At 72.9% G+C, this 19554-nt stretch carries 16 protein-coding genes; 6 read left to right on the top strand and 10 right to left on the bottom strand.

Translation table 11 applies throughout. From position 1 onward, the window contains the following. Positions 1-32 precede the first annotated feature (32 nt). Together VF468_13280 and VF468_13275 are read right to left on the bottom strand one after the other, a co-directional pair. Complete coding sequence (locus VF468_13280; GenBank protein ID HEX5879267.1) at positions 33-557, bottom strand: SigE family RNA polymerase sigma factor; 525 nt, start codon at positions 555-557, stop codon at positions 33-35. 80 nt (positions 558-637) lie between these two features. Then, on the bottom strand, positions 638-1063 hold the full coding sequence (locus VF468_13275; protein HEX5879266.1) for a hypothetical protein: 426 nt from the start codon (positions 1061-1063) through the stop codon (positions 638-640). 205 nt (positions 1064-1268) lie between these two features. Between VF468_13275 and VF468_13270 the strand changes: the two genes are divergently transcribed. From VF468_13270 to VF468_13250, 5 genes are all read left to right on the top strand, one after another. Further along, entirely contained in the window at positions 1269-2276 is a 1008-nt protein-coding gene (locus tag VF468_13270; GenBank protein HEX5879265.1) for a LacI family DNA-binding transcriptional regulator, read from the top strand. Positions 2277-2430: 154 nt separating this feature from the next. Further along, positions 2431-3876: an FAD binding domain-containing protein gene (locus VF468_13265; protein HEX5879264.1), complete on the top strand. Its 1446-nt coding sequence runs from the start codon at positions 2431-2433 to the stop codon at positions 3874-3876. Beyond that, positions 3873-6311: a xanthine dehydrogenase molybdopterin binding subunit gene (gene xdhB / locus VF468_13260; GenBank protein ID HEX5879263.1), complete on the top strand. Its 2439-nt coding sequence runs from the start codon at positions 3873-3875 to the stop codon at positions 6309-6311. The genes VF468_13265 and xdhB overlap by 4 nt, the downstream gene beginning before the upstream one ends. Further along, positions 6304-7131, top strand: a complete 828-nt coding sequence (xdhC, locus tag VF468_13255; protein HEX5879262.1) for a xanthine dehydrogenase accessory protein XdhC — start codon at positions 6304-6306, stop codon at positions 7129-7131. The genes xdhB and xdhC overlap by 8 nt, the downstream gene beginning before the upstream one ends. A gap of 4 nt (positions 7132-7135) precedes the next feature. Continuing rightward, entirely contained in the window at positions 7136-8416 is a 1281-nt protein-coding gene (locus VF468_13250) for a guanine deaminase (protein ID HEX5879261.1), read from the top strand. Positions 8417-8428: 12 nt separating this feature from the next. On the opposite strand, the gene allB is transcribed toward VF468_13250, so the two are convergent. The 8 genes from allB to VF468_13210 all read right to left on the bottom strand — a co-directional run bounded on the left by allB (position 8429) and on the right by VF468_13210 (position 18302). Beyond that, positions 8429-9772 carry an allantoinase AllB gene (gene allB, locus VF468_13245; GenBank protein HEX5879260.1) on the bottom strand — a complete coding sequence of 448 codons (1344 nt, stop codon included), beginning with the start codon at positions 9770-9772 and terminating at the stop codon, positions 8429-8431. Beyond that, positions 9769-10266, bottom strand: a complete 498-nt coding sequence (gene uraD, locus VF468_13240; protein ID HEX5879259.1) for a 2-oxo-4-hydroxy-4-carboxy-5-ureidoimidazoline decarboxylase — start codon at positions 10264-10266, stop codon at positions 9769-9771. Before uraD (VF468_13240) ends, allB begins: the two co-directional genes overlap by 4 nt. Further along, complete coding sequence (locus VF468_13235) at positions 10263-11567, bottom strand: 8-oxoguanine deaminase (protein ID HEX5879258.1); 1305 nt, start codon at positions 11565-11567, stop codon at positions 10263-10265. Before VF468_13235 ends, uraD (VF468_13240) begins: the two co-directional genes overlap by 4 nt. Beyond that, positions 11568-13502, bottom strand: a complete 1935-nt coding sequence (gene uraD, locus VF468_13230; GenBank protein HEX5879257.1) for a 2-oxo-4-hydroxy-4-carboxy-5-ureidoimidazoline decarboxylase — start codon at positions 13500-13502, stop codon at positions 11568-11570. Between the two features lie 78 nt (positions 13503-13580). Continuing rightward, positions 13581-14846 carry an aldolase gene (locus VF468_13225; GenBank protein ID HEX5879256.1) on the bottom strand — a complete coding sequence of 422 codons (1266 nt, stop codon included), beginning with the start codon at positions 14844-14846 and terminating at the stop codon, positions 13581-13583. Further along, the gene (locus VF468_13220; protein HEX5879255.1) at positions 14846-16096 is read right to left on the bottom strand and encodes an MFS transporter; all 1251 of its coding nucleotides are present in this window, start codon (positions 16094-16096) and stop codon (positions 14846-14848) included. The genes VF468_13225 and VF468_13220 overlap by 1 nt, the downstream gene beginning before the upstream one ends. Positions 16097-16116: 20 nt before the next feature. Then, complete coding sequence (locus VF468_13215; GenBank protein HEX5879254.1) at positions 16117-16962, bottom strand: alpha/beta hydrolase; 846 nt, start codon at positions 16960-16962, stop codon at positions 16117-16119. Continuing rightward, entirely contained in the window at positions 16959-18302 is a 1344-nt protein-coding gene (locus VF468_13210) for a hypothetical protein (protein HEX5879253.1), read from the bottom strand. The genes VF468_13215 and VF468_13210 overlap by 4 nt, the downstream gene beginning before the upstream one ends. 218 nt (positions 18303-18520) lie before the next feature. Here VF468_13210 and VF468_13205 point away from each other — a divergent pair. Then, the coding region (locus VF468_13205) for an NAD(P)-dependent alcohol dehydrogenase (protein HEX5879252.1) at positions 18521-19554 on the top strand (1034 nt) is incomplete at its 3' end.

Below are 19554 nucleotides of genomic sequence, written 5' to 3'. Positions count from 1 at the left end.
GGCCAGCACCCGACGGATCCGGTCCTCGATGGTCATGTCCCGGCCTCCATGTTGCCGGTGAGGCGCTCGGCGGCGTAGGTGGCCCCGAGGCGGTCCCGCAGCCGGGCCAGGCCGCGGTGGGTCCAGGACTTCACCGTGCCGACCGGGACGCCCAGCAGGCGGGCCACCTCGGCCTCGGGCAGGTCCAGGTAGTAGCGGAGCACGATCGTGCTCCGCTGGCGGGCCGGGAGGCGCCGGAGGGCCTGCCACAGGACCAGGTCGTCGCCGCCGAAGTCGGGCTCGTGGCGGTCCTCGACCCGGCTGGCCAGCAGGTGCCGGGCCTCCACTACCGCCCGGCGCAGCAGCGACCGGTGCCGGTTCACCAGCACCTTGCGGGCGTAGGCGGCCGGCCGGTCGTAGCCGCGCACCCGCGGCCAGGCCGCCCAGGTGCGGGCCATCGCCTCCTGGGCCAGCTCCTCGGCCCGGTCCCAGTCGCCGGTGAGCAGAAACCCGACCCGCCGCAGAGCCCAGAACTCACCGGCGAAGAACTCCAGGAAGTCCGGGTCGTCGTCTGCCATCGTCCCCCGCCCGAGGTCGCCGTCGGCCGCACCATTCTCGACCAGCTACACGCGGTCCCGGCCCGCCGGGTTGCAGGCAATCAGGCCGGAAGCCGGGGGAACTGCTCCACCACCCAGGGACGAGGGCCCAGGGCGCCGTCGAGGTGGGCGAAGAACACCGGGCACCTGGCCCCGGATGGCGGCGCCGGTCTCGAGGTCGAAGAAGTGCATCCGTTCGCTGTCGACCACGACCTCGACCTGGTCGCCGACCCTGACCCGGGAGCGGGGGGGCGAAGGCGGCCACGAACCTGGTCCCCTGGCCCCCTCTTGGGCGGGGGCCTCGTGGTGTGGGCGTCCTTTTCCAGCAGCTTGATGTCGGCGGTGACGACCTTGCCAACGGCCATGTTCATCGGTGGCGAGCCGATGAAGCCGGCCACGAAGATGTTGGCCGGATCGCCGTACAGGTGCTGGGGGTCGCCGACCTCCACGAAGACCTGGGGCTCGCGGACGAGGGTGGTCCGACGCATGTGCATGTGTGCTGCTGACTTGAACGTTCAAGCACTCAAGGAAGGGTGCTCCACGGCCGTTCAGCTGCGTCAAGAGTTCCGTATGTCCGGCTTCGCGAACGCCCTGTACCCGCGGGTGCCTTCGGGTAACCTGGCGGTACGCGCGCGAGGTCGGAGGGCAACCGTGGCCGGGAAGCAGACCGACGATCAGGCTCCGACGCAGGGCATGCAGGGCAAGCCCCGCAGCGACATCAACGACGTGGCCAAGCTGGCCCAGGTGTCGCGGCAGACGGTCTCGAACGTGCTCAACAACCGGACCGGCTACTCCGAGGAGACCCGCAACCGCGTCCTGCGCGCCATCGAGGCGCTCGACTACCAGCCCCACCGGGCCGCCCGCAGCCTCCGGTCGCAGCGGACCATGCAGCTCGGCTACCACCTGCGCGCCGAGGAGCTGGCGGCTGAGAACGCCTTCGTCCTCGGGTTCCTCCAGGCGCTGGTCCGCGGGGCCGCCGACCGTGGCCACCACCTGCTCGTCTTCACCGAGCGGGACGACGAGCTGGAGGTCTTCCGCGAGCTGGTGGCCATCCGCGGGGTGGACGGGTTCGTCCTCTCCGGGTCGCGGGTCGACGACAGCCGGGCCCGCTACCTCCAGGGGGCCGGCGTCCCCTTCGCCATGTTCGGTCGCCTCGCCCCTGGCCTGCCCCAGAGCTGGGTCGACATCGACAGCGTGGCCGCGGTCAGCTCGGCCGTCGACTACCTGGTCGACCGGGGCCACGAGGCGTTCGCCTACGTCGGCTACGACGCCCGCAACTACTGGGACATCGAGCGCCTGGAGGGGTTCCGCAAGGGCCTGGCCGACCACGGGATCCGGTTCGCGGAGCGCTCCGTCGTCCTGGGGAGCAGCCTGGACGAGATCCACGCCCAGGTGCTCCGGCTGGTCGACCGCAAGCGCCGCCCGACCGCGATCGTCACCGGCAGCGACGTGCTGGCCGCGGTGGTGGTGAACGCGGTCAAGTCCCGCGGGCTGCGCCCCGGCCAGGACCTGGCCGTCACCGGCTTCGACGGCGGCTTCGTCCAGAAGATGACCGAGCCGATGCTGACCAGCGTGCGCATCCCGATCGACCGCATCGCCGCCGAGCTGATCGGCCGCTGCCTGCGCGAGATCGACGAGGGCCCGACCAACGCCGCCGGCGTCCTGGTCCCCACCGAGATCGCCACCGGCGGCAGCGCCTAACCCCGACCCACCGGGTCCGAGGGTTTCTACGATGCGGAAGAAAGTTTCCGAAAAACGCTTCACAGCGGCAGGAGGCGGCGGTAAAGTCGTTCCCACCCGACGTTGCTCGCAGGTACGGCCCACGGGCCTCTCCAGGCGGACAGGAGCATGTGACATGGTCGCCGGCAAGGTCACGATCAACGGGCGGAGCACGTCGATCACCGATGTACCGCTCCACACCACGGCGCTGGACTTCCTCCGCGGGTGCGGTCTCATCGGGTGCAAGGAGGGCTGCGCCGAAGGGGAGTGCGGGGCCTGCTCGGTGCTGGTCGCGCGTCCCGGCCTGGCCACGCCGACGGAGTGGGTCGCCATCAACGCCTGCCTGGTGCCGATCGCCTCGCTCGACGGCCAGGAGATCGTCACCGCCGAAGGGCTGGGCGAGCCGGGCGCGCTGCACCCCGTCCAGCAGGAGATGGCCGTTCGCGGGGGATCGCAGTGCGGCTACTGCACGCCGGGCTTCGTCTGCTCCATGGCCGCCGAGTACTACCGGCCGGGTCGCCGCCCCGCCAACGGCAGCGATGCCGAGTCCGACCACGAGCACGGTCCCAACGGGTTCGACCTTCACGCGCTGAGCGGGAACCTGTGCCGGTGCACGGGCTACCGCCCGATCCGTGACGCGGCCTATGCCCTCGGTGTCCCATCGCCTGACGACTCGTTCGTCGCCCGGCTGAGCGAGCCACCCACCGAGCCCGCCGCCACCCAGCTGAGCTACGAAGGCCGCTCGTTCGCCCGCCCCGAGACGCTTGCCGACGCGCTGCGGCTGCTGCACGCCGATCCGGGCGCCACCCTCCTCGCCGGTTCGACCGACTGGGGTGTCGAGGTCAATCTCCGGGGCACAAGGGCGGCGTCGGTCATCGCCATCGACCGCCTCCCCGAGCTTCGCGGCCTGGTCGTCGACGCCGAGCGGATCGAGATCGGCGCAGCGCTGACGCTGACCGAGATCGAGCAACGTCTCGGCGGCAGCGTGTCGTTGCTGGCCCAGATGTTCCCGCAGTTCGCCTCGCGGCTGATCCGCAACGGCGCGACGCTCGGCGGCAACCTGGGCACCGGCTCGCCGATCGGCGACTCGCCGCCGGTGCTGCTCGCCCTCGAGGCGAGCCTGGTGCTGGCGGGTGTCGACGGCGAGCGGGAGGTCGCCCTGTCCGACTACTTCACCGGCTACCGGCAGAGCGTGCGCCGCGCCGGCGAGCTGATCAAGGCGGTGCGCATCCCGCTGCCGCTGGCCCGGTTGGCCGCGTTCCACAAGATCGCCAAGCGGCGCTTCGACGACATCTCCAGCGTGGCCATCGGGTTCGCCCTGGATGTCGAGGACGGCGTCGTCACCAGGGCCCGCATCGGCCTCGGCGGGGTCGCGGCGATGCCGATCCGAGCGCTTGCCACGGAGGCGGCGCTCGAGGGCCGGCCGTGGACGCTCGGCACGGCGCAGGCGGCCGCGGACGTCCTGCGCGGCGAAGGCACCCCGATCGACGATCACCGCGCCAGCGCGGCCTACCGGGCCGCCATGCTCGGTCAGGGCCTGCTCAAGCTGTACGCCGGGAGCCCGGAGGAGGTGTCGGCATGAGTGCCTTGTCAGAACGGCCCGACAGCCCGTCCGTCGGAGTCGCGATCCCTCACGAGAGCGCGGCCCTGCACGTCACCGGCAAGGCGCTCTACACCGACGATCTGGTGGGACGCACCAAGGACGTGCTGCACGCCTGGCCGGTACAGGTTCCGCAGGCCCACGGCCGGGTCACCGCGCTGCGCACCGACCCGGCGCTGGCCGTGCCCGGCGTCGTCCGCGTGCTCACCGCGGCAGACGTTCCCGGGGTCAACGATGCCGGGGTCAAGCACGACGAGCCCCTGTTCCCCAACGAGGTCATGTTCTACGGCCACGCCGTGTGCTGGGTGCTGGGCGAGACGCTCGAGGCCGCCCGGCTCGGCGCGGCGGCGGTCGAGGTCGACGTCGAGCCACTCCCCTCCTACATCAAGGTGACCGACGCGATCGAGGCCGGGTCCTTCCAAGGGGCGACGCCGCAGGTGAAGCGGGGCGACATCGAGACCGGCTTTGCCGCCGCCGCCCATGTCTTCAGCGGCGAGCTCGAGTTCTCCGGCCAGGAGCACTTCTACCTCGAGACGCATTGCGCGCTGGCCTACGTGGACGAGGGCGAGCAGGTCTTCATCCAGAGCAGCACGCAGCACCCGTCCGAGACGCAGGAGATCGTGGCCCACGTGCTGGGCAGGCACAACCACGAGGTCACGGTGCAGTGCCTGCGCATGGGCGGCGGCTTCGGCGGCAAGGAGATGCAGCCGCACGGGTTCGCGGCGATCGCCGCGCTGGGTGCGACGCTCACCGGGCGCCCGGTCCGGCTGCGGCTGAACCGCACCCAGGACCTGACCATGTCGGGCAAGCGGCATGGGTTCCATGCCGACTGGCGGGTCGGCTTCGACGAGGACGGGCGCATCGTCGCCCTGGACGCGACCTTGACCGCCGACGGCGGCTGGAGCCTCGACCTCTCGGAGCCGGTGCTCGCCCGCGCGCTGTGCCACATCGACAACGCGTACTGGATCCCCAACATCCGGGTGAACGGCCGCATCGCCAAGACGCACAAGACGTCGAACACCGCGTTCCGTGGCTTCGGCGGCCCCCAGGGCATGCTGGTGATCGAGGACATCTTCGGCCGCTGTGCGCCGCTGCTCGGTCTCGATCCCATGGACCTGCGCGAGCGCAACTTCTACCGGGCGGGCCAGACCACGCCCTACGGCCAGCCGGTCCGCCACCCCGAGCGCATCTCCACGATCTGGAACCAGGTCGTCGACGGCGCCGACGTGGCGAACCGCCAGCGCGAGATCGAGGCGTTCAACGCCGCCCACCCGAACATGAAGCGCGCCCTGGCGGTGACGCCGGTCAAGTTCGGCATCTCCTTCAACCTGACGGCGTTCAACCAGGCCGGTGCCCTCGTGCACGTCTACAAGGACGGTTCGGTGCTGATCAACCACGGTGGCACCGAGATGGGTCAGGGCCTGCACACCAAGATGATCCAGGTCGCCGCGACCACGCTCGGCATCCCGCTGGGCCACGTCCGGCTGGCTCCTACGCGCACCGACAAGGTGCCGAACACCTCGGCGACCGCGGCCAGCTCCGGCGCCGACCTCAACGGCGGCGCCGTCAAGAACGCCTGCGAGCAGATCAAGGAGCGGCTGCTGGGCGTGGCCAGCGCGATGCTGGGCATGAACGCGTCCGACATCCGGATCGTGGACGGTGTCGCGCGCGGCCTGGGGACCTCCGACGAGCACGTCGACTGGGAGGAGCTCGTCCGCACGGCGTACTTCCAGCGGGTCCAGCTGTGGGCGGCGGGGTACTACCGCACCGAAGGGCTGCACTGGGACTCGTCGGTCATGCGGGGTTCGCCGTTCAAGTACTTCGCCTACGGCGTCGCCGCCACCGAGGTCGAGGTCGACGGCTTCACCGGTGCCTACCGCACACGGCGCGTCGACATCGTCCACGACGTCGGTGACAGCCTCTCGCCGCTCGTCGACCTCGGCCAGATCGAGGGCGCGTTCGTCCAGGGAGCCGGCTGGCTCACCCTCGAGGATCTGCGCTGGGACATCAGCGACGGTCCCCGGCGCGGCCAGTTCCTGACCCAGGCGGCGAGCACCTACAAGCTGCCGAGCTTCTCGGAGATGCCCGAGGTCTTCAACGTGACGCTGTTCGAGAACGCGACCGAGGAAGGCGCGGTCTACGGGTCCAAGGCCGTCGGGGAACCGCCGCTGATGCTGGCCTTCTCCGTGCGGGAGGCGCTGCGGCAGGCTGCGGCCGCGTTCGGGCCGGCGGGCACGAGCGTCGATCTCGGTTGCCCCTCGACACCGGAGGCCGTCTACTGGGCCGTCGAACAGGCGCGAGAGCACACCTCGCACGGCCACGTCGCCGACGCCAACGTCGTCCCACCCCAGCCGGTCCATCCCCACGGAAGCCACCCCGAGTCGGAACGCGCACAGCACGCCGTCACCCATGCCTGAGATGATCTGGTTCAACGCGGTCGCCCGCTTGCGGGCGCGGCGCGAGCCGGGCGTGCTCGTGACGGTCGCGTCCGTCCGCGGGCACGCCCCGCGCGACGCCGGCGCCAAGCTCGTGGTCGGCGCCCAGGAGACATGGGGAACGATCGGCGGAGGCAACGTCGAAGCGGTGGCGATCGACCGGGCGCGGGAGCTGCTCGCCGACCCCGACGCGAAACCTGCGCTGTTCGAGACGGCACTGTCGGACAAGGCGCCGTACGAGCACGGCGTGCAGTGCTGTGGAGGAACGGTCACCGTGCTGCTCGAGCCGCTGCCGGTCGTGCCCGCCGTGGCGATCTTCGGCGTGGGGCACGTCGGGTTCGAGCTGGCGCGCATCCTCGCCCGGCACGACCTCGAATTGCATCTGGTCGACAGCCGCCCCGAGCAGCTGACCGACGAACGGTTGGCGCCGCTGTCGGACGCGGTGGCGAACGTCCACGTCCACCGCGTCCCGCTGCTCCCGGAGATCATCCTGGGTGAGCTGCCGCCGGGCACCCACGTGCTGATCATGACCCACGACCACGCCGAGGACGCGGCGCTGTGCGACGCCGTCCTCCGCGGCGGCACGCTCGGCTCGATCGGGCTGATCGGCTCGGCCGGGAAGTGGGCCCGGTTCCAGCGGATGCTGGCCTCCGGCGGTCACGACCCGTCGTCGATCGCCCGGATCCGCACGCCCATCGGGCTGGCCGAGATCACCGGCAAGGAGCCGGCGACGATCGCCGTCAGCGTCGCGGCCGACCTGCTGCTGGCGTTCGAGCGGGAGCGGTCCGCCGCGCGGGGCTGATCGCATGACGCTGTTTCGCGCCCAGGTGCTGGACACCCCCGACGACCCATTCCGCGGCGGGGCGTTGCGGGCCGACGCCGACGCGGGACTGCTCGTCGTCGACGGCATGATCGTCGAACGCGGACCCTACGCGGACGTTCGACGCGAGCACCGCGACGAGACCGTCGTCGACCTTGGCGCCGGCCTCCTGCTGCCAGGCCTTGTCGACACGCACGTGCACTATCCGCAGATGCGGGCCATCGGTGCGCTGGGCATGCCGTTGCTGGAATGGCTCGATCGCTGCGCCCTCCCGGAGGAGGCGAAGCTGGCCGACGTCGGGTACGCCCGGGAGGTCGCGGGCGAGTTCGTCGCGTCGCTGGTCGACTCGGGCACGACGACCGCGCTGGTCTTCGGCTCGCATTTCGCGCCCGCGGTCGACGTGCTGTTCGAGAAGGCCACGGAGCGCGGCCTCCGGGTCACCTGCGGCCTGGTCGTCGGTGACCGCCTGCTGCGACCGGAGCTGCACACGACCGCGCAGCGCGCCTACGACGAGGGGCGCGAGCTGGCGCGGCGATGGCACCGGCATGGCCGCAACCGATACGCGGTCACGCCGCGGTTCTCGTTGTCCTGCACCGACGAGCTGCTCGCGGCGTGCGCGGCCTTGGGCAACGACACCGCCGGCTCCTGGTTCACCACGCACATCAACGAGAACCGGGCGGAGATCGCCAAGGTGCAGGAGCTGTTCGGATGTGGCTACCTCGACAGCTACGACCGCCACGGTCTGGTCGGCCCCCACAGCGTCTTCGCCCACAACGTGCACCCCAGCGACGCCGAGCTGAAGCTCCTGGCCGCCAGGGGCGCGACCGTGGCGCACTGTCCGACGAGCAATGCCGCGCTCGGGAGTGGACTGTTCCCGCTCGATCGTCACCTGTCCTTCGGTGTCCCGGTGGCGCTCGGCTGCGACGTCGGCGCCGGTACCGGGTTCTGCCTGTTCAAGGAAGGCCTCCAGGCCTACTTCCTGCAGCAGCTGCGTGGCCCGGAGGGGGTGCCTCTGACGTCGGCGCACCTTCTCCATCTGGCCACGTCGGCCGGCGCCGCCGGGCTCGGCTTGCGCGACCAGATCGGCGACCTCGACGTGGGGAGGCGCTTCGATGCCGTATGGCTGGCCCCGCGTCCCGGCTCGCCGCTCGACATCGGCCTGCGGCATGCCGACGGGCCCGAGGACGCGCTCGCCAAGGCGTTCGCCCTGGCGACAGTCGACGACGTCCGGGGCGTGTGGGTCGACGGCCAGCGGGTCAAGGGATGACGTCGCAGCCAGCTAGACCGAGCCCCGGCTGAGAAGGTTGCCCCGGGGGGTGTCGCCGGTGACCTCGTGGCCGCGGAGCCAGGTGGCGCGGACCTGGCCGGCCAGGGGGCGGCCGGCGTAGGGGGTGAGCGGGTGGCGCATGCGGAGCCGGGCCGGGTCGACCACGAAGGCGGCGTCGGGGGCGAACACGCAGAAGTCGGCGTCGCCGCCGAGGGCGATGCGGCCCTTGCGGCGCAGGCCGGCGACGTCGGCCGGGCGCTCGGCCATCCAGCGGACCACGTCGACCAGCCGGTGGCCGCGGGCCCGGGCCGCCGTCCAGACCGCCGGCAGGCTCAGCTCGACCGAGGCGATGCCGCCCCAGGCGACCCCGAAGTCGCCGATGTCGAGCCGCTTGAGCTCGGGCACGCAGGGCGAGTGGTCGGAGACGACCAGGTCGATGACGCCGTCGCCAAGGCCGTGCCAGAGCAGCTCGCGGTTGGCGGCCTCGCGGATCGGCGGGCAGCACTTGAACTGGGTGGCGCCGTCGGCGATCGTCTCGGCGTCGAAGGTCAGGTAGTGGGGGCAGGTCTCGACGGTGACCTGCACGCCGTCGCGGCGGGCGCTGGCCAGCATGGGGAGCGCGTCCGAGGACGACAGGTGGAGCACGTGCACCCGGCCGCCGGTGAAGCGGGCGGCCTCGATGACGTGGGCCACGGCCACGTTCTCGGACCCGCGGGGCCGCGAGGCCAGGAAGTCGGCGTAGCGGTCGCCGGCGGCCGACGGCGCCCGGGCCACCGCCTGGGAGTCCTCGGCGTGGACCAGCAGCAGCGCCGGGAAGCCGGCCAGCACCCCCAGGTGCTCCTCCAGCTCGTCCGCGCTCAGGTGGGGGAACTCGTCGACGCCGGAGTGGAGCAGGAAGCACTTGAAGCCGAACACCCCGGCGTCGTGGAGGGCGCGCAGCTCGCCGACGTTGCCGGGGACGGCCCCGCCCCAGAAGCCGACGTCGACGTGGACCTGGTCGCGGGCCGCCTCGCGCTTGACCTTGAGGGCGGCCACGTCGACGGTGGGCGGGACCGAGTTGAGGGGCATGTCGACCAGCGTGGTGATCCCGCCGGCGGCGGCGGCCCGGGTGGCGCTGGCGAAACCCTCCCACTCGGTCCGGCCGGGCTCGTTGACGTGCACGTGGGTGTCGACCAGCCCGGGCAGCAGGACCTCGTCGTCGGCCAGGGTGACGGTCCGCTGGCCGGCCAGGCCGGCCTCCAGCGGCTCGATGGCCGCCACCCGCCCGTCGCGGACGGCCACGCACCGGGCCACCTCCCCGGCTGCGGTGACCACCCGCGGCGCCCGGAAGACGAGCTCGAACCCGCCGGCGGTCACGGCGCCAGCAGCCGCTCGATCCGCAGCCGGGTGATGCGCCGGTGCTCGCCGGCGGCCACCCGCAGCTCGGTCTCGGGGTCGTTGCCGAGCCGCTCGGTGAGCGCGGCCAGGATCTCGTCGGCGGAGCGGCCGGCGGCCGAGATCAGGAACACGTGCCCGAAGCGGGCCTCGTAGTCGGCGTTGCCCCTGGCGAGCCGCTCGCCCACGTCCCCGCCGGCGCCGCCGACGCCGGACTGCTCCTGGCGGGACCAGTCGGCCGAGGCCCCGCCGCGCTCGCCGATGCGCGGGTGGGCCTCGAACGCCTCCAGCCAGTCCTCGGGGCCCAGCCCCGTCCAGATCTCGTCGGCGGCCTGCTGGAGGGCGGCCACGTCCGCGTACGGGCGGCCGGCGGCCACCGCCTCGGCCCAGCGGCGGGAGTGGCAGACGGCCAGCAGCTCGGCCACGGCCTTGTCCTCGGGCAGCTCGTTGAACCGGTCAAGGGTCAGCCCGCTCACCTCGCGTCCTCGGGCCACAGCCGGCGGGCCCGGCGGGCCAGGTCCCGGCGCAGCGCGTCCATGTCGGTGCCGAGCAGGGTACCGTCCCGGACCACGTAGGCGCCCTCCACCAGCACGTGCCGGGCGTGCCGCTCCGGCCCCAGCACCAGCCCGGCCAGGGGGTCGAGCACGTCGCCCAGGTCGTCGCCCGGCCACACGACCAGGTCGGCCTTGTAGCCGGGCTCGAGCCGGCCGACGTCGTCGCGGCCCAGGCAGCGGGCCCCGCCCCCGGTGGCCAGGGCCAGGGCGTCGGCGGGCATGAAGGTGGTCGAGCTCAGGTCGCGCTGGCGGGCCAGGAACAGGGCCATGCGCAGCTCGGGGAGGAGGCCGCCGATCTCGTTGCTGGCCACGCCGTCCACGCCCAGGCCGACCGGGGCCCCGGCCGCGGTCAGGTCGACCACCCGGGCGATGCCCGAGCCGAGCCGGCAGTTGCTGGAGGGGCAGTGGGCGATGCCGGTGCCGGTCTCGCCCAGCCGCGCCACCTCGGCGTCGTCGAAGTGGATCCCGTGGGCCACCCAGACGTCGGGGGCGATCCAGCCGATGTCGTCCAGCACGGCCAGCGGCCGCCGGCCGAACCGCTCCAGGCAGCTCCGCTCCTCGTCCAGGGTCTCGGCCAGGTGGGTGTGCAACCGCAGCCCCAGGCGCCTGGCCAGGGCCGCCGACTCGGTCATCAGCTCCGGGGTGACGCTGAAGGGGCTGCAGGGGGCGACGGTGACCACGACCCGGTCGCCGTCGTGGAGCCGCTCGTGCACCGCCTGGGTCGAGGCCAGGATGGCGTCCAGGTCCTCGACCACCGAGTCCGGCGGCAGGCCGCCCTTGCTCTGGCCGAGGTCCATGGAGCCGCGGGCGATGTGGACCCGGATCCCGATGGTCCTGGCCGCCGAGGCGATGGCGTCGAACACCGAGTCGTCGCCGCCCGGGACCAGGTAGTGGTGGTCGGCGGCGGTGGTGCAGCCGGTCAGGGCGAGCTCGCCCATGGCCACGGCCGAGGCCGTCTCCACGTCCTCGGGGGTCAGCTTGGCCCACACCGGGTACAGGGTGGTCAGCCAGCCGAACAGGGTGCGGTCGAACGCCCAGCCGCGGGTCATCCACTGGTAGAAGTGGTGGTGGGTGTTGACCAGCCCGGCGGTGACGATGTCGCCGTCGACCCGTACGACCTCGTCGCCGGGCTGGTCCGGCACCGACCCCACGGCGGCGATCCGGCCGCCCTCGACGGCCACGTCCCCCGGCCAGCGCGCTCCCCGCAGGACCAGGCGGCCCAATCAGGCCACCGGCTGGTCGACCGGCTCCTCGACGATGTCGAGCAGGCGCAGGTTGGCGATCTTGGCGATCTCGACCAGGGCGGCCGCCTGCTCGGCGGCGGGGGAGTTCTGCAGCCGGGCGTTGCCCGACTTGAGGATGGTCTCCTTGGTGTTCTCGCGCACGGCCACCACCAGCGGGAAGCCGAACTTCTCCCGGTAGGCGCGGTTGAGCTCGTCGAAGGAGGTGTACTCGTCGCTGCTGAGCCGGTCCAGGCCGGCGATCGCCTGGTCGACCACCGACTGGGTGGGCAGCCGGCCCTCGCGGGTGGCCGCGCCGGCCAGGTCCGGGTACTGGCGGATCAGCTCCAGCTGGCGCTCGGGCGGGGCGTCGAACAGGGCGTCGTGGAAGGCCCGGCGCAGGTCGTAGACGTTCTCGAAGGGGTGGGCGTCGAAGGCCTGCTCGGAGATCCAGGCGGCGCCCTGGAACAGGGGCCCGAAGGTGGCCACGAACTGCTCCCGGTCCATCTGGTTGACCTGGTCGATGCTGAGGACGTCCTCGTGGCGGGGGACCGGCAGCACCCGGGTGACCAGGTTGCTCCTGCCCCCCCAGACGTTGAAGACCAGGTTGAGCAGGATCGCGCTGATGCTGCCGAGGGTGATGCCGCTGGAGATGATCGTCCGCACCGCCTCGGGGAAGAAGCTGGTGATCGTCGGGTAGACCGTCGGCGTCATGGCGAAGCCGAGGCTGACGGCCAGGATGATGACGTTGCGCTCGTCGTGGAAGTCGACCCGGCGCAGGGTCTGGATGCCGATCACGGCCACGGTGCCGAACAGGGCGAACCCGGCCCCGCCGAGCACCGGCGGCGGGATGGCGGCGACGATGGCCCCGACCTTGGGGACCAGCCCGATGAGGATCATGAACAGCCCGGCGGTGGCCACCACCCAGCGGCTCTTGATCTTGGTCAGCCGGACCAGCCCGACGTTCTCGGCGAAGCAGGTGTAGGGGAAGGAGTTGAGGATGCCGCCGAGGGTGGTGGCCAGCCCGTCGGCCCGGAGGGCCCGGGCCACGTCCTCCTTGTCGACCGGCTTCTCGACGATCTCGCCGGCGGCGAACACGTCGCCGGTGGTCTCGACCATGGTGATCAGCATCACGATCACCATCGAGATGATCGCGGCCGCGTTGAAGGTGGGGGCGCCGAAGTAGAAGGGGGTGGTGACCCCGAGCACGTCGGCCCCGGCGACCCGGCTGAAGTCGGTGAAGTCGAACAGCCAGCCGACCAGGGTGCCGACGACCAGGCCGATGAGCACGGCGACGGTGGCCACGAAGCCGGTGAACATCCGGTAGATGACCAGGATGATCAGCAGGGTGAAGCCGGCCAGGGCCAGGTTCCGGAGCGCCCCGAAGGTTGGCGGGTCGGTGAACTGGCTGGCCCCGCCGCCGCCGGCGTCCAGGGCGGCCACCGACAGCAGCACGATGCCGATGATGGTGATGACGGTGCCGGTGACGATCGGCGGGAACAGCCGGATCAGCCTGGCGAAGAAGGGCGCGACCAGGAAGGCGAAGATCCCGGCGACGATCACCGAGCCGTAGATGGCCTTGAGGCCGGGCACGCCGCCGCCCTCGGCCAGGCCGATGGCGATCATCGGGGAGACGGCGGCGAAGGTGACCCCCTGGAGCAGGGGCAGCCGCACGCCGATCTTCCAGAAGCCGACCGACTGGATGATCGAGGCGATGCCGCAGGTGAACAGGTCGGCGTTGATCAGGTAGGCGAGCTGCTCGGGGGTGAGGTCGATGGCGCTGGCGAGCAGGATGGGCACGATGACGGCGCCGGCGTAGAAGGCCAGCACGTGCTGGAACCCGTAGACGGCCAGTCTCGGAACCGGGAGGACCTCGTCCACCGGGTGGACGGCGCCACGGCCGGATGCCTGTTGGTCGCGCTCGTCTGTCCTGGCCATGTCGTGCACCAGCCTTTCACCCGATTTCCATCATGCGAGATAACTATTCCACTACGAGTATCCGCAGCCGTCAAGGCCTCAGCGGGACCCGGAACGCCTGGCGTAGCCGTCCACCGCGGCCCGGTCCAGGCCGGTCAGCTCCCGCACCTCGGCCTCGGTCAGGGCGCCGCAGTCGAGGCCGCGGGCCACGAAGGAGGCCAAAGCCTGGGCGGTGGCCGGCTCGTCCAGGACCCCGCCGCCGGTCCGCTCGGCATAGGCCCGCAGCCGGGCCGCCGACGCGGGCAGGCCCTCACGGAAGAAGGCGTAGGTGGCCAGGTAGCGGGTGGGCAGCTGCGCCGGGTGCATGTCCCAGCCCTGCCAGTAGCCGCGCTCCAGCGAGCGGCGGACCAGCCGGGCGTGCAGCCGCCAGGCGGCGTGGACGGCCGCCCGGTCGCCCACCGGGAGCACGTTGGTGGACCCGTCGGACAGGCGCACCCCGGTGCCGGCGGCCGCCACCTGCATGACCGCCTTGGCGTGGTCGGCCGCCGGGTGGTCCATGCTCTGGTAGGCGGCGGCGATCCCGCAGGCGGCGCTGTAGTCGTAGGTGCCGTAGTGGAGGCCCGAGCAGCGGCCGCCGGCGGCGTGGACGAGCCGGGCCACGGTGGCCGTGCCGTCGGCGGCCAGGATCGACTGCGGGGTCTCGACCTGGATCTCGAACCGCAGCCGCCCGTCGCCCAGCCCGTGCGCCTCCTCCAGCAGCCCGCAGACCAGGGCCATGGCCTCCACCTGGCGCACGTCGGTCACCTTGGGCAGGGTGACCACGAACCCGTCCGGGAGCCCGGTCTCGGCCAGCAGCGCCCCCAGGAACAGGTCGAGGGTCCGCAGCCCCCGGCGCCGGGTCGCCGCCTCCAGGCACTTGACCCGCAGGCCCACGTACGGCGGGGGCGCGGCCCCGGCGAGCGCGCCGGCCAGCGCCCGGGCGGCGCCGAGGGCGTGGCCGTCCTCCTCGGCCGGCGGCCGCGGCCCGTAGCCGTCCTCGAAGTCGAGGCGCAGGTCCTCGATCGGCTCCCGCTCCAGCTTGGCCAGCACGCCACCGTGCACCCGCCCGACCAGGGCCGGGTCGAGCCCGGTGGCCGCGGCCAGGGCGGGGGCGGCGGCGGCGTGCTCCTCCAGGGCGGCCAGGGCCTGCGCCCCCCAGCCGGCGGGCAGGCCGGGGGTCATCTGGTCGGCCGGGACGTAGACGGTGTGGACCGGCTGCCGGGCCCCGGAGTCCCCCGGGTAGCGGGCGGCGAGCTCGGCGTCGGCCGGGGCGAGGCGCCGGTCGAGCGCGTCCAGGTCGGTGTCGCGCAGGCGGGGAGCGGTCATCAGACCCTATTCTCCACCCGGGGGGCGTGGGCGTCGTAGTTCCGCAGGGCGGGCACGAGCAGGGCCAGGGCGACCAGGGCGGCGCAGACGAGCCCGCCCCCGACCCAGGACACGGTGGCCCCGAAGGCGGCCGCGGTGGCCCCCGCCCGCAGGTCGCCGAGGCGGGGGCCGCCGGCCACGACCACGATGAACACCCCCTGCATGCGCCCGCGCATCTCGTCGGGAGCGTAGGTCTGGAGGATCGTCTGCCGGTAGACGGCCGAGACCAGGTCGGCCGCGCCGGCCACGGCCAGCAGGGCGACGGTCATCCAGAGGGCCGGGGCCAGCCCGGCCGCGGCCACGGCCAGCCCCCAGGCGATCACGGCCGCGACCAGGGCGACGCCCTGGCGGCCGACCCGCCCGATCCAGCCCGAGGACAGCCCGGCCGCCACCGCCCCCATGGCGATGGCCGCGTACAGCCAGCCCACGGCCCCGCGGCCGCCGAGGGTGGCCGCGGTCTCGGGGAACAGGGCCCGGGGCATGGCCAGCACCATGGCCGCGATGTCGACGGCGAACGACAGCAGCAGCACCGGCCGGGTGGCGATGAAGGCCAGCCCTTCGGCCACCGACCGCAGCCCCGGGCTGGTGGCCGGCCCGGCCGGGGGGAGGGCCGGCAGCCGCGCCGCCGCGTACAGGGCGACGGTGAACACGGCCAGGTCGGCGGCGTAGGCGGCCGCGAACGACCAGCGGGCCAGGATCAGCCCGGCCAGCAGGGGGCCGAGGACCAGGCCGACGTTGGAGGCCGTGAACGACAGGGTGTTGGCCGCCGGCACCAGCCGCTCCGGCAGCACCCGGGGGACGATCGCCCCCCGGGTCGAGGAGGCGACCGCGAACCCGGCCGCCTGGACGGCGACCAGCCCCAGCAGCAGGGGCAGGCCGGCCACGCCGGCCAGCTCCGCCGCCAGCAGCCCGCCGGTGCAGGCCCACAGCAGCAGCGACGACCCCAGCAGCAGCACCCGGCGGTCGACGGCGTCGGCCACCGCCCCGCCCCAGAGCCCGAACAGCACCAGCGGGACCAGCCCCACCAGCCCCAGCATCCCCACCCAGAACGAGGACCCGGTCAGCTCGTACACCTGCACCGGCACGGCCACCGCGGTCAGCTGGAACCCCACGAACCCGAGCGAGTTCCCCACCCACAGCCGACGGAAGTCGGTGTGCCGCAGCGGCCGGAGGTCGATCGCGGCCCGCCGCAGCCGCTGCAGTGGCGTCATGGCCTCCCAGGATAGGGAGGTCAGCCGCCGAGGAAGGCGAGCAGCTGGGCGGCGACCTCGTCCGGCTGCTCCTCGGGGAGGAAGTGGCCGCAGCCGGCGACGGCCTGGCCGCGGACGTCGTCGGCGTAGCGGCGCCAGATGTCGAGCACGGGGAGGCGGCTGGGCAGGCCGGCGTCGCCCCACAGGGCCAGCACGGGCATGGACAGGCGCTGGCCGGCGGCGGCGCTGGCCTCGTCGGCGTCCAGGTCGTCGGGGAAGGTGGCCCGGTAGTCGTCGAAGCCGGCCCGCAGCGCGCCCGGGGCCTCAAAGGCGCGCACGTACTCGGGCACGGCCGCCTCGACGGCCGGGCGGTTGGTCGTCCAGCGCTCGAAGAACCAGCGCAGGTAGGCCTCGATGTTCGGCCCGACCAGGAGCTCGGGGAGGTCGGGCTGGAGGTGGAACAGCCAGTGCCAGTAGCCGCGGGCGATGGTGGCGTCGGGCCGGCTGAACATCTCGCGGGTGGGGACGACGTCGAGCACGGCCAGCCGCTCGACCTCGTCCGGGTGGTCGAGGGCGTAGCGGTGGGCGACCCTGGCCCCGCGGTCGTGGCCGGCCAGCAGGGCGATCCGCGAGTGGCCCAGGTGGGCGGCCAGGGCCCGGACATCGGTGGCCATGGTCCGCTTGTCGTAGCCGGCCGGGGGCTTGTCGCTCTGCCCGTAGCCGCGCAGGTCGGGGGCGAGCACGGTGTGGGCGGCGGCCAGGGGGGCGATCACCTCGCGCCAGCAGTACCAGGTCTGGGGCCAGCCGTGCAGCAGCACGACCAGCGGGCCGTCGCCCTCGACCACGTAGTGGAGCCGCACGCCGTTGACCGGCGCCGTGCCCCTCATGTCCCCACCAGCAGGGCGATGCCCCCGACGGTGTAGCAGACCATGGTGGCGAACAGGAGGTACTGGCCCCGCAGCCGGTCGCGGCCGCGGAAGGTGGCCATGGCCCGGTCGTGGGCGGCCACCACCCCGACCATGTGGCCGGCGACGATGGAGGTGACCTGGACCAGGGCGATGGTGGCGGTGGACACGGCAAGGGGATTCTGGACCCAGCTGGCCGTGCCGAACAGGTCCCAGCCCCGCCCGAAGGGGTCCGAGGCCCGGATGTAGCCGTTCTGGCCCTGCAGCACCAGCAGGGAGAAGTAGTGGGCCAGGGTGTAGCCGACGGCGATCGGGAGCAGGGTGTGCACGAAGCGCCGGTCCAGCCGGTCCTCGGCCGGGTCGGCGATCCGGACCGGGCGGTAGCGCTGGCTGGCCCGGGTGGCGGCCAGGTAGGTGACGGCCACGAAGCCGATGGCGGCGGCCAGCCCGGCCGTGCCCAGGAGCAGGTCGACGTGCTCGCCCCGGTCGCCGGTGACCGACGCCCACCAGCGCGTCCGGGCCAGCCCGTCGAAGGCGGCCCCGCCCAGCAGCACGCAGATCACGGCCACCAGCCCAGGGGCGACGTCGATGCCGGCCAGCCCGGCCAGGGGGTTGCGGACGACCGGGCGGCCGTCGGCGCGCCGGCCGAACGGGCACAGGGAGGCGAGCAGGGTCGAGTACACCTCGAACCCGTCGCCACGGGCGAACCAGGCCTGCCCGTAGACCATCGACGCCCCCAGGTGGACCAGCCCGTAGCCGAGCAGGAAGGCGAGGACGGTCGAGGGCAGGCTGGCCTCGGCGTAGACCAGCTCCAGCCAGGCGAACACGGCCAGGGAGGCGGCCGCCGGCCAGTAGCCGAGCCCGGCCGGCAGCTCGCGCGACACCGCGCCGGGCCGGCCGCGCAGCCGCTCCAGCCCGGCCGACAGGGTGCGCAGCGGGTTCATCAGCCGCCAGATCGGCCCGAACAGCAGCGACGCCGGCACCAACCCGACCCAGAACCAGATGTACAGCCAGGTCGGGGCCGGGTTGGCCACCGGGTCGTCGGGCCCGAAGGCGGCCGCGGCCAGGGTGATGCCGGCCAGGGCCAGGCCCAGCGCCCGCAGGCCGGCCCGGGTGGCCGGCGCGTCGGCCAGCCGCTGCACCGGGGCCGGGAGGGGCCGGCCGTCGCCGGCGCCGGCGTGCTCCAGCCGCGGGGTGCGCCAGAAGGTGCGCAGGGCGGCGAAGGAGAAGACCAGCGCCACCGCGGCCCCGTACTGGGCCAGCCACATCGGCACCGGCAGGTCCGAGCGCCCGCCCAGGCCGTGGGCCAGGATCCGGCCCATGGTCAGGGAACCGCCGCCGCCGGGGGGCGGCGGCGCCGGGGATCGGGACGAACCGCGCGAAGGTTCAACGACTCGATTGTCTCCTGCCGCGTCGTCGCGCAAAGCCCACCGATTTCCCAACTATCGTGGGATTTTGGCTACTTGTTCGTTTCTGCGATCTACCCAACGATCGAGAGGTCATGGCAGCCCCCCTCGGCCGAGGACGAGGTGATGCATCGATGCAGGCACTGCGGCTCCACCGCTATAACGAGCGGCCCACAGTGGACGAGATCGAGGAGCCGAAGGTCGAGGATCCCCTCGACGTGATCGTCAAGATCGGTGGGGCCGGCCTCTGCCGGACCGACATCCACCTCTACCTGGGCCAGTGGCACGAGCTGGACGCCGACGCGCCGCTGCCCTACACCCTCGGCCACGAGAACGCCGGCTGGGTCCACGAGGTCGGTTCGGCCGTCAGCCACGTCGCCCCCGGCGACACGGTCATCCTCCACCCCCAGGCGACCTGCGGCTTCTGCCGCTACTGCCGGGCCGGGGACGACATGCACTGCGTCAACAGCTTCTTCCCCGGGCTCAACACCCACGGGGGCATGGCCACCTACCTCCGGACCGGGGCCCGGGCCGTGGTCAAGATCGACCCCAAGCTCCAGCCGGCCGACGTGGCCGCCCTGGCCGACGCCGGCCTGACCGCCTACCACGCCGTCCGCAAGGCCGTGCCCCTGCTCTACCCGGGCACCGCCTGCGTGGTCATCGGGGCCGGTGGCCTCGGCCACATCGCCATCCAGGTGCTGGCCGCCCTCTGCGCCACCACCATCATCGTGGTCGACCGCAGCCCCGAGGCGCTCGAGTTCGCCAAGACCATCGGAGCCGACCACGGCGTGGTCGCCGACGGCAGCCACGTCGACAAGGTCAAGGAGCTGACCGGCGGCAACGGGGCCGAGGTGGTGCTGGACTTCGTCGGCGAGGAAGGCGCCGAGAAGGACGCCTGGCAGATGACCAGGCGGGCCGGGTCGCACTTCGTGATCGGCTACGGCGGGATCGTCGAGGTGCCGACCATCGAGATCATCTCCACCGAGCGCAACGTCATCGGCAACATCGTCGGCACCTACAACGACCTTGCCGAGCTGATGGCCCTGGCCGCCCAGGGCAAGGTCACCCTGCACACCAAGCCCTACCCCCTGGAGGCGGCCAACGACGCCATCGACGACCTCGACAACGGCCGGCTGCCCGGCACCCGCGCGATCCTCATCCCCAGCTA

This window comes from Actinomycetota bacterium, from assembly GCA_036280995.1.
Classification (GTDB): domain Bacteria; phylum Actinomycetota; class CALGFH01; order CALGFH01; family CALGFH01; genus CALGFH01.
Note: the sequence above shows the minus strand (reverse complement) of the source record. Positions and strands in the feature narration are given on the sequence as shown.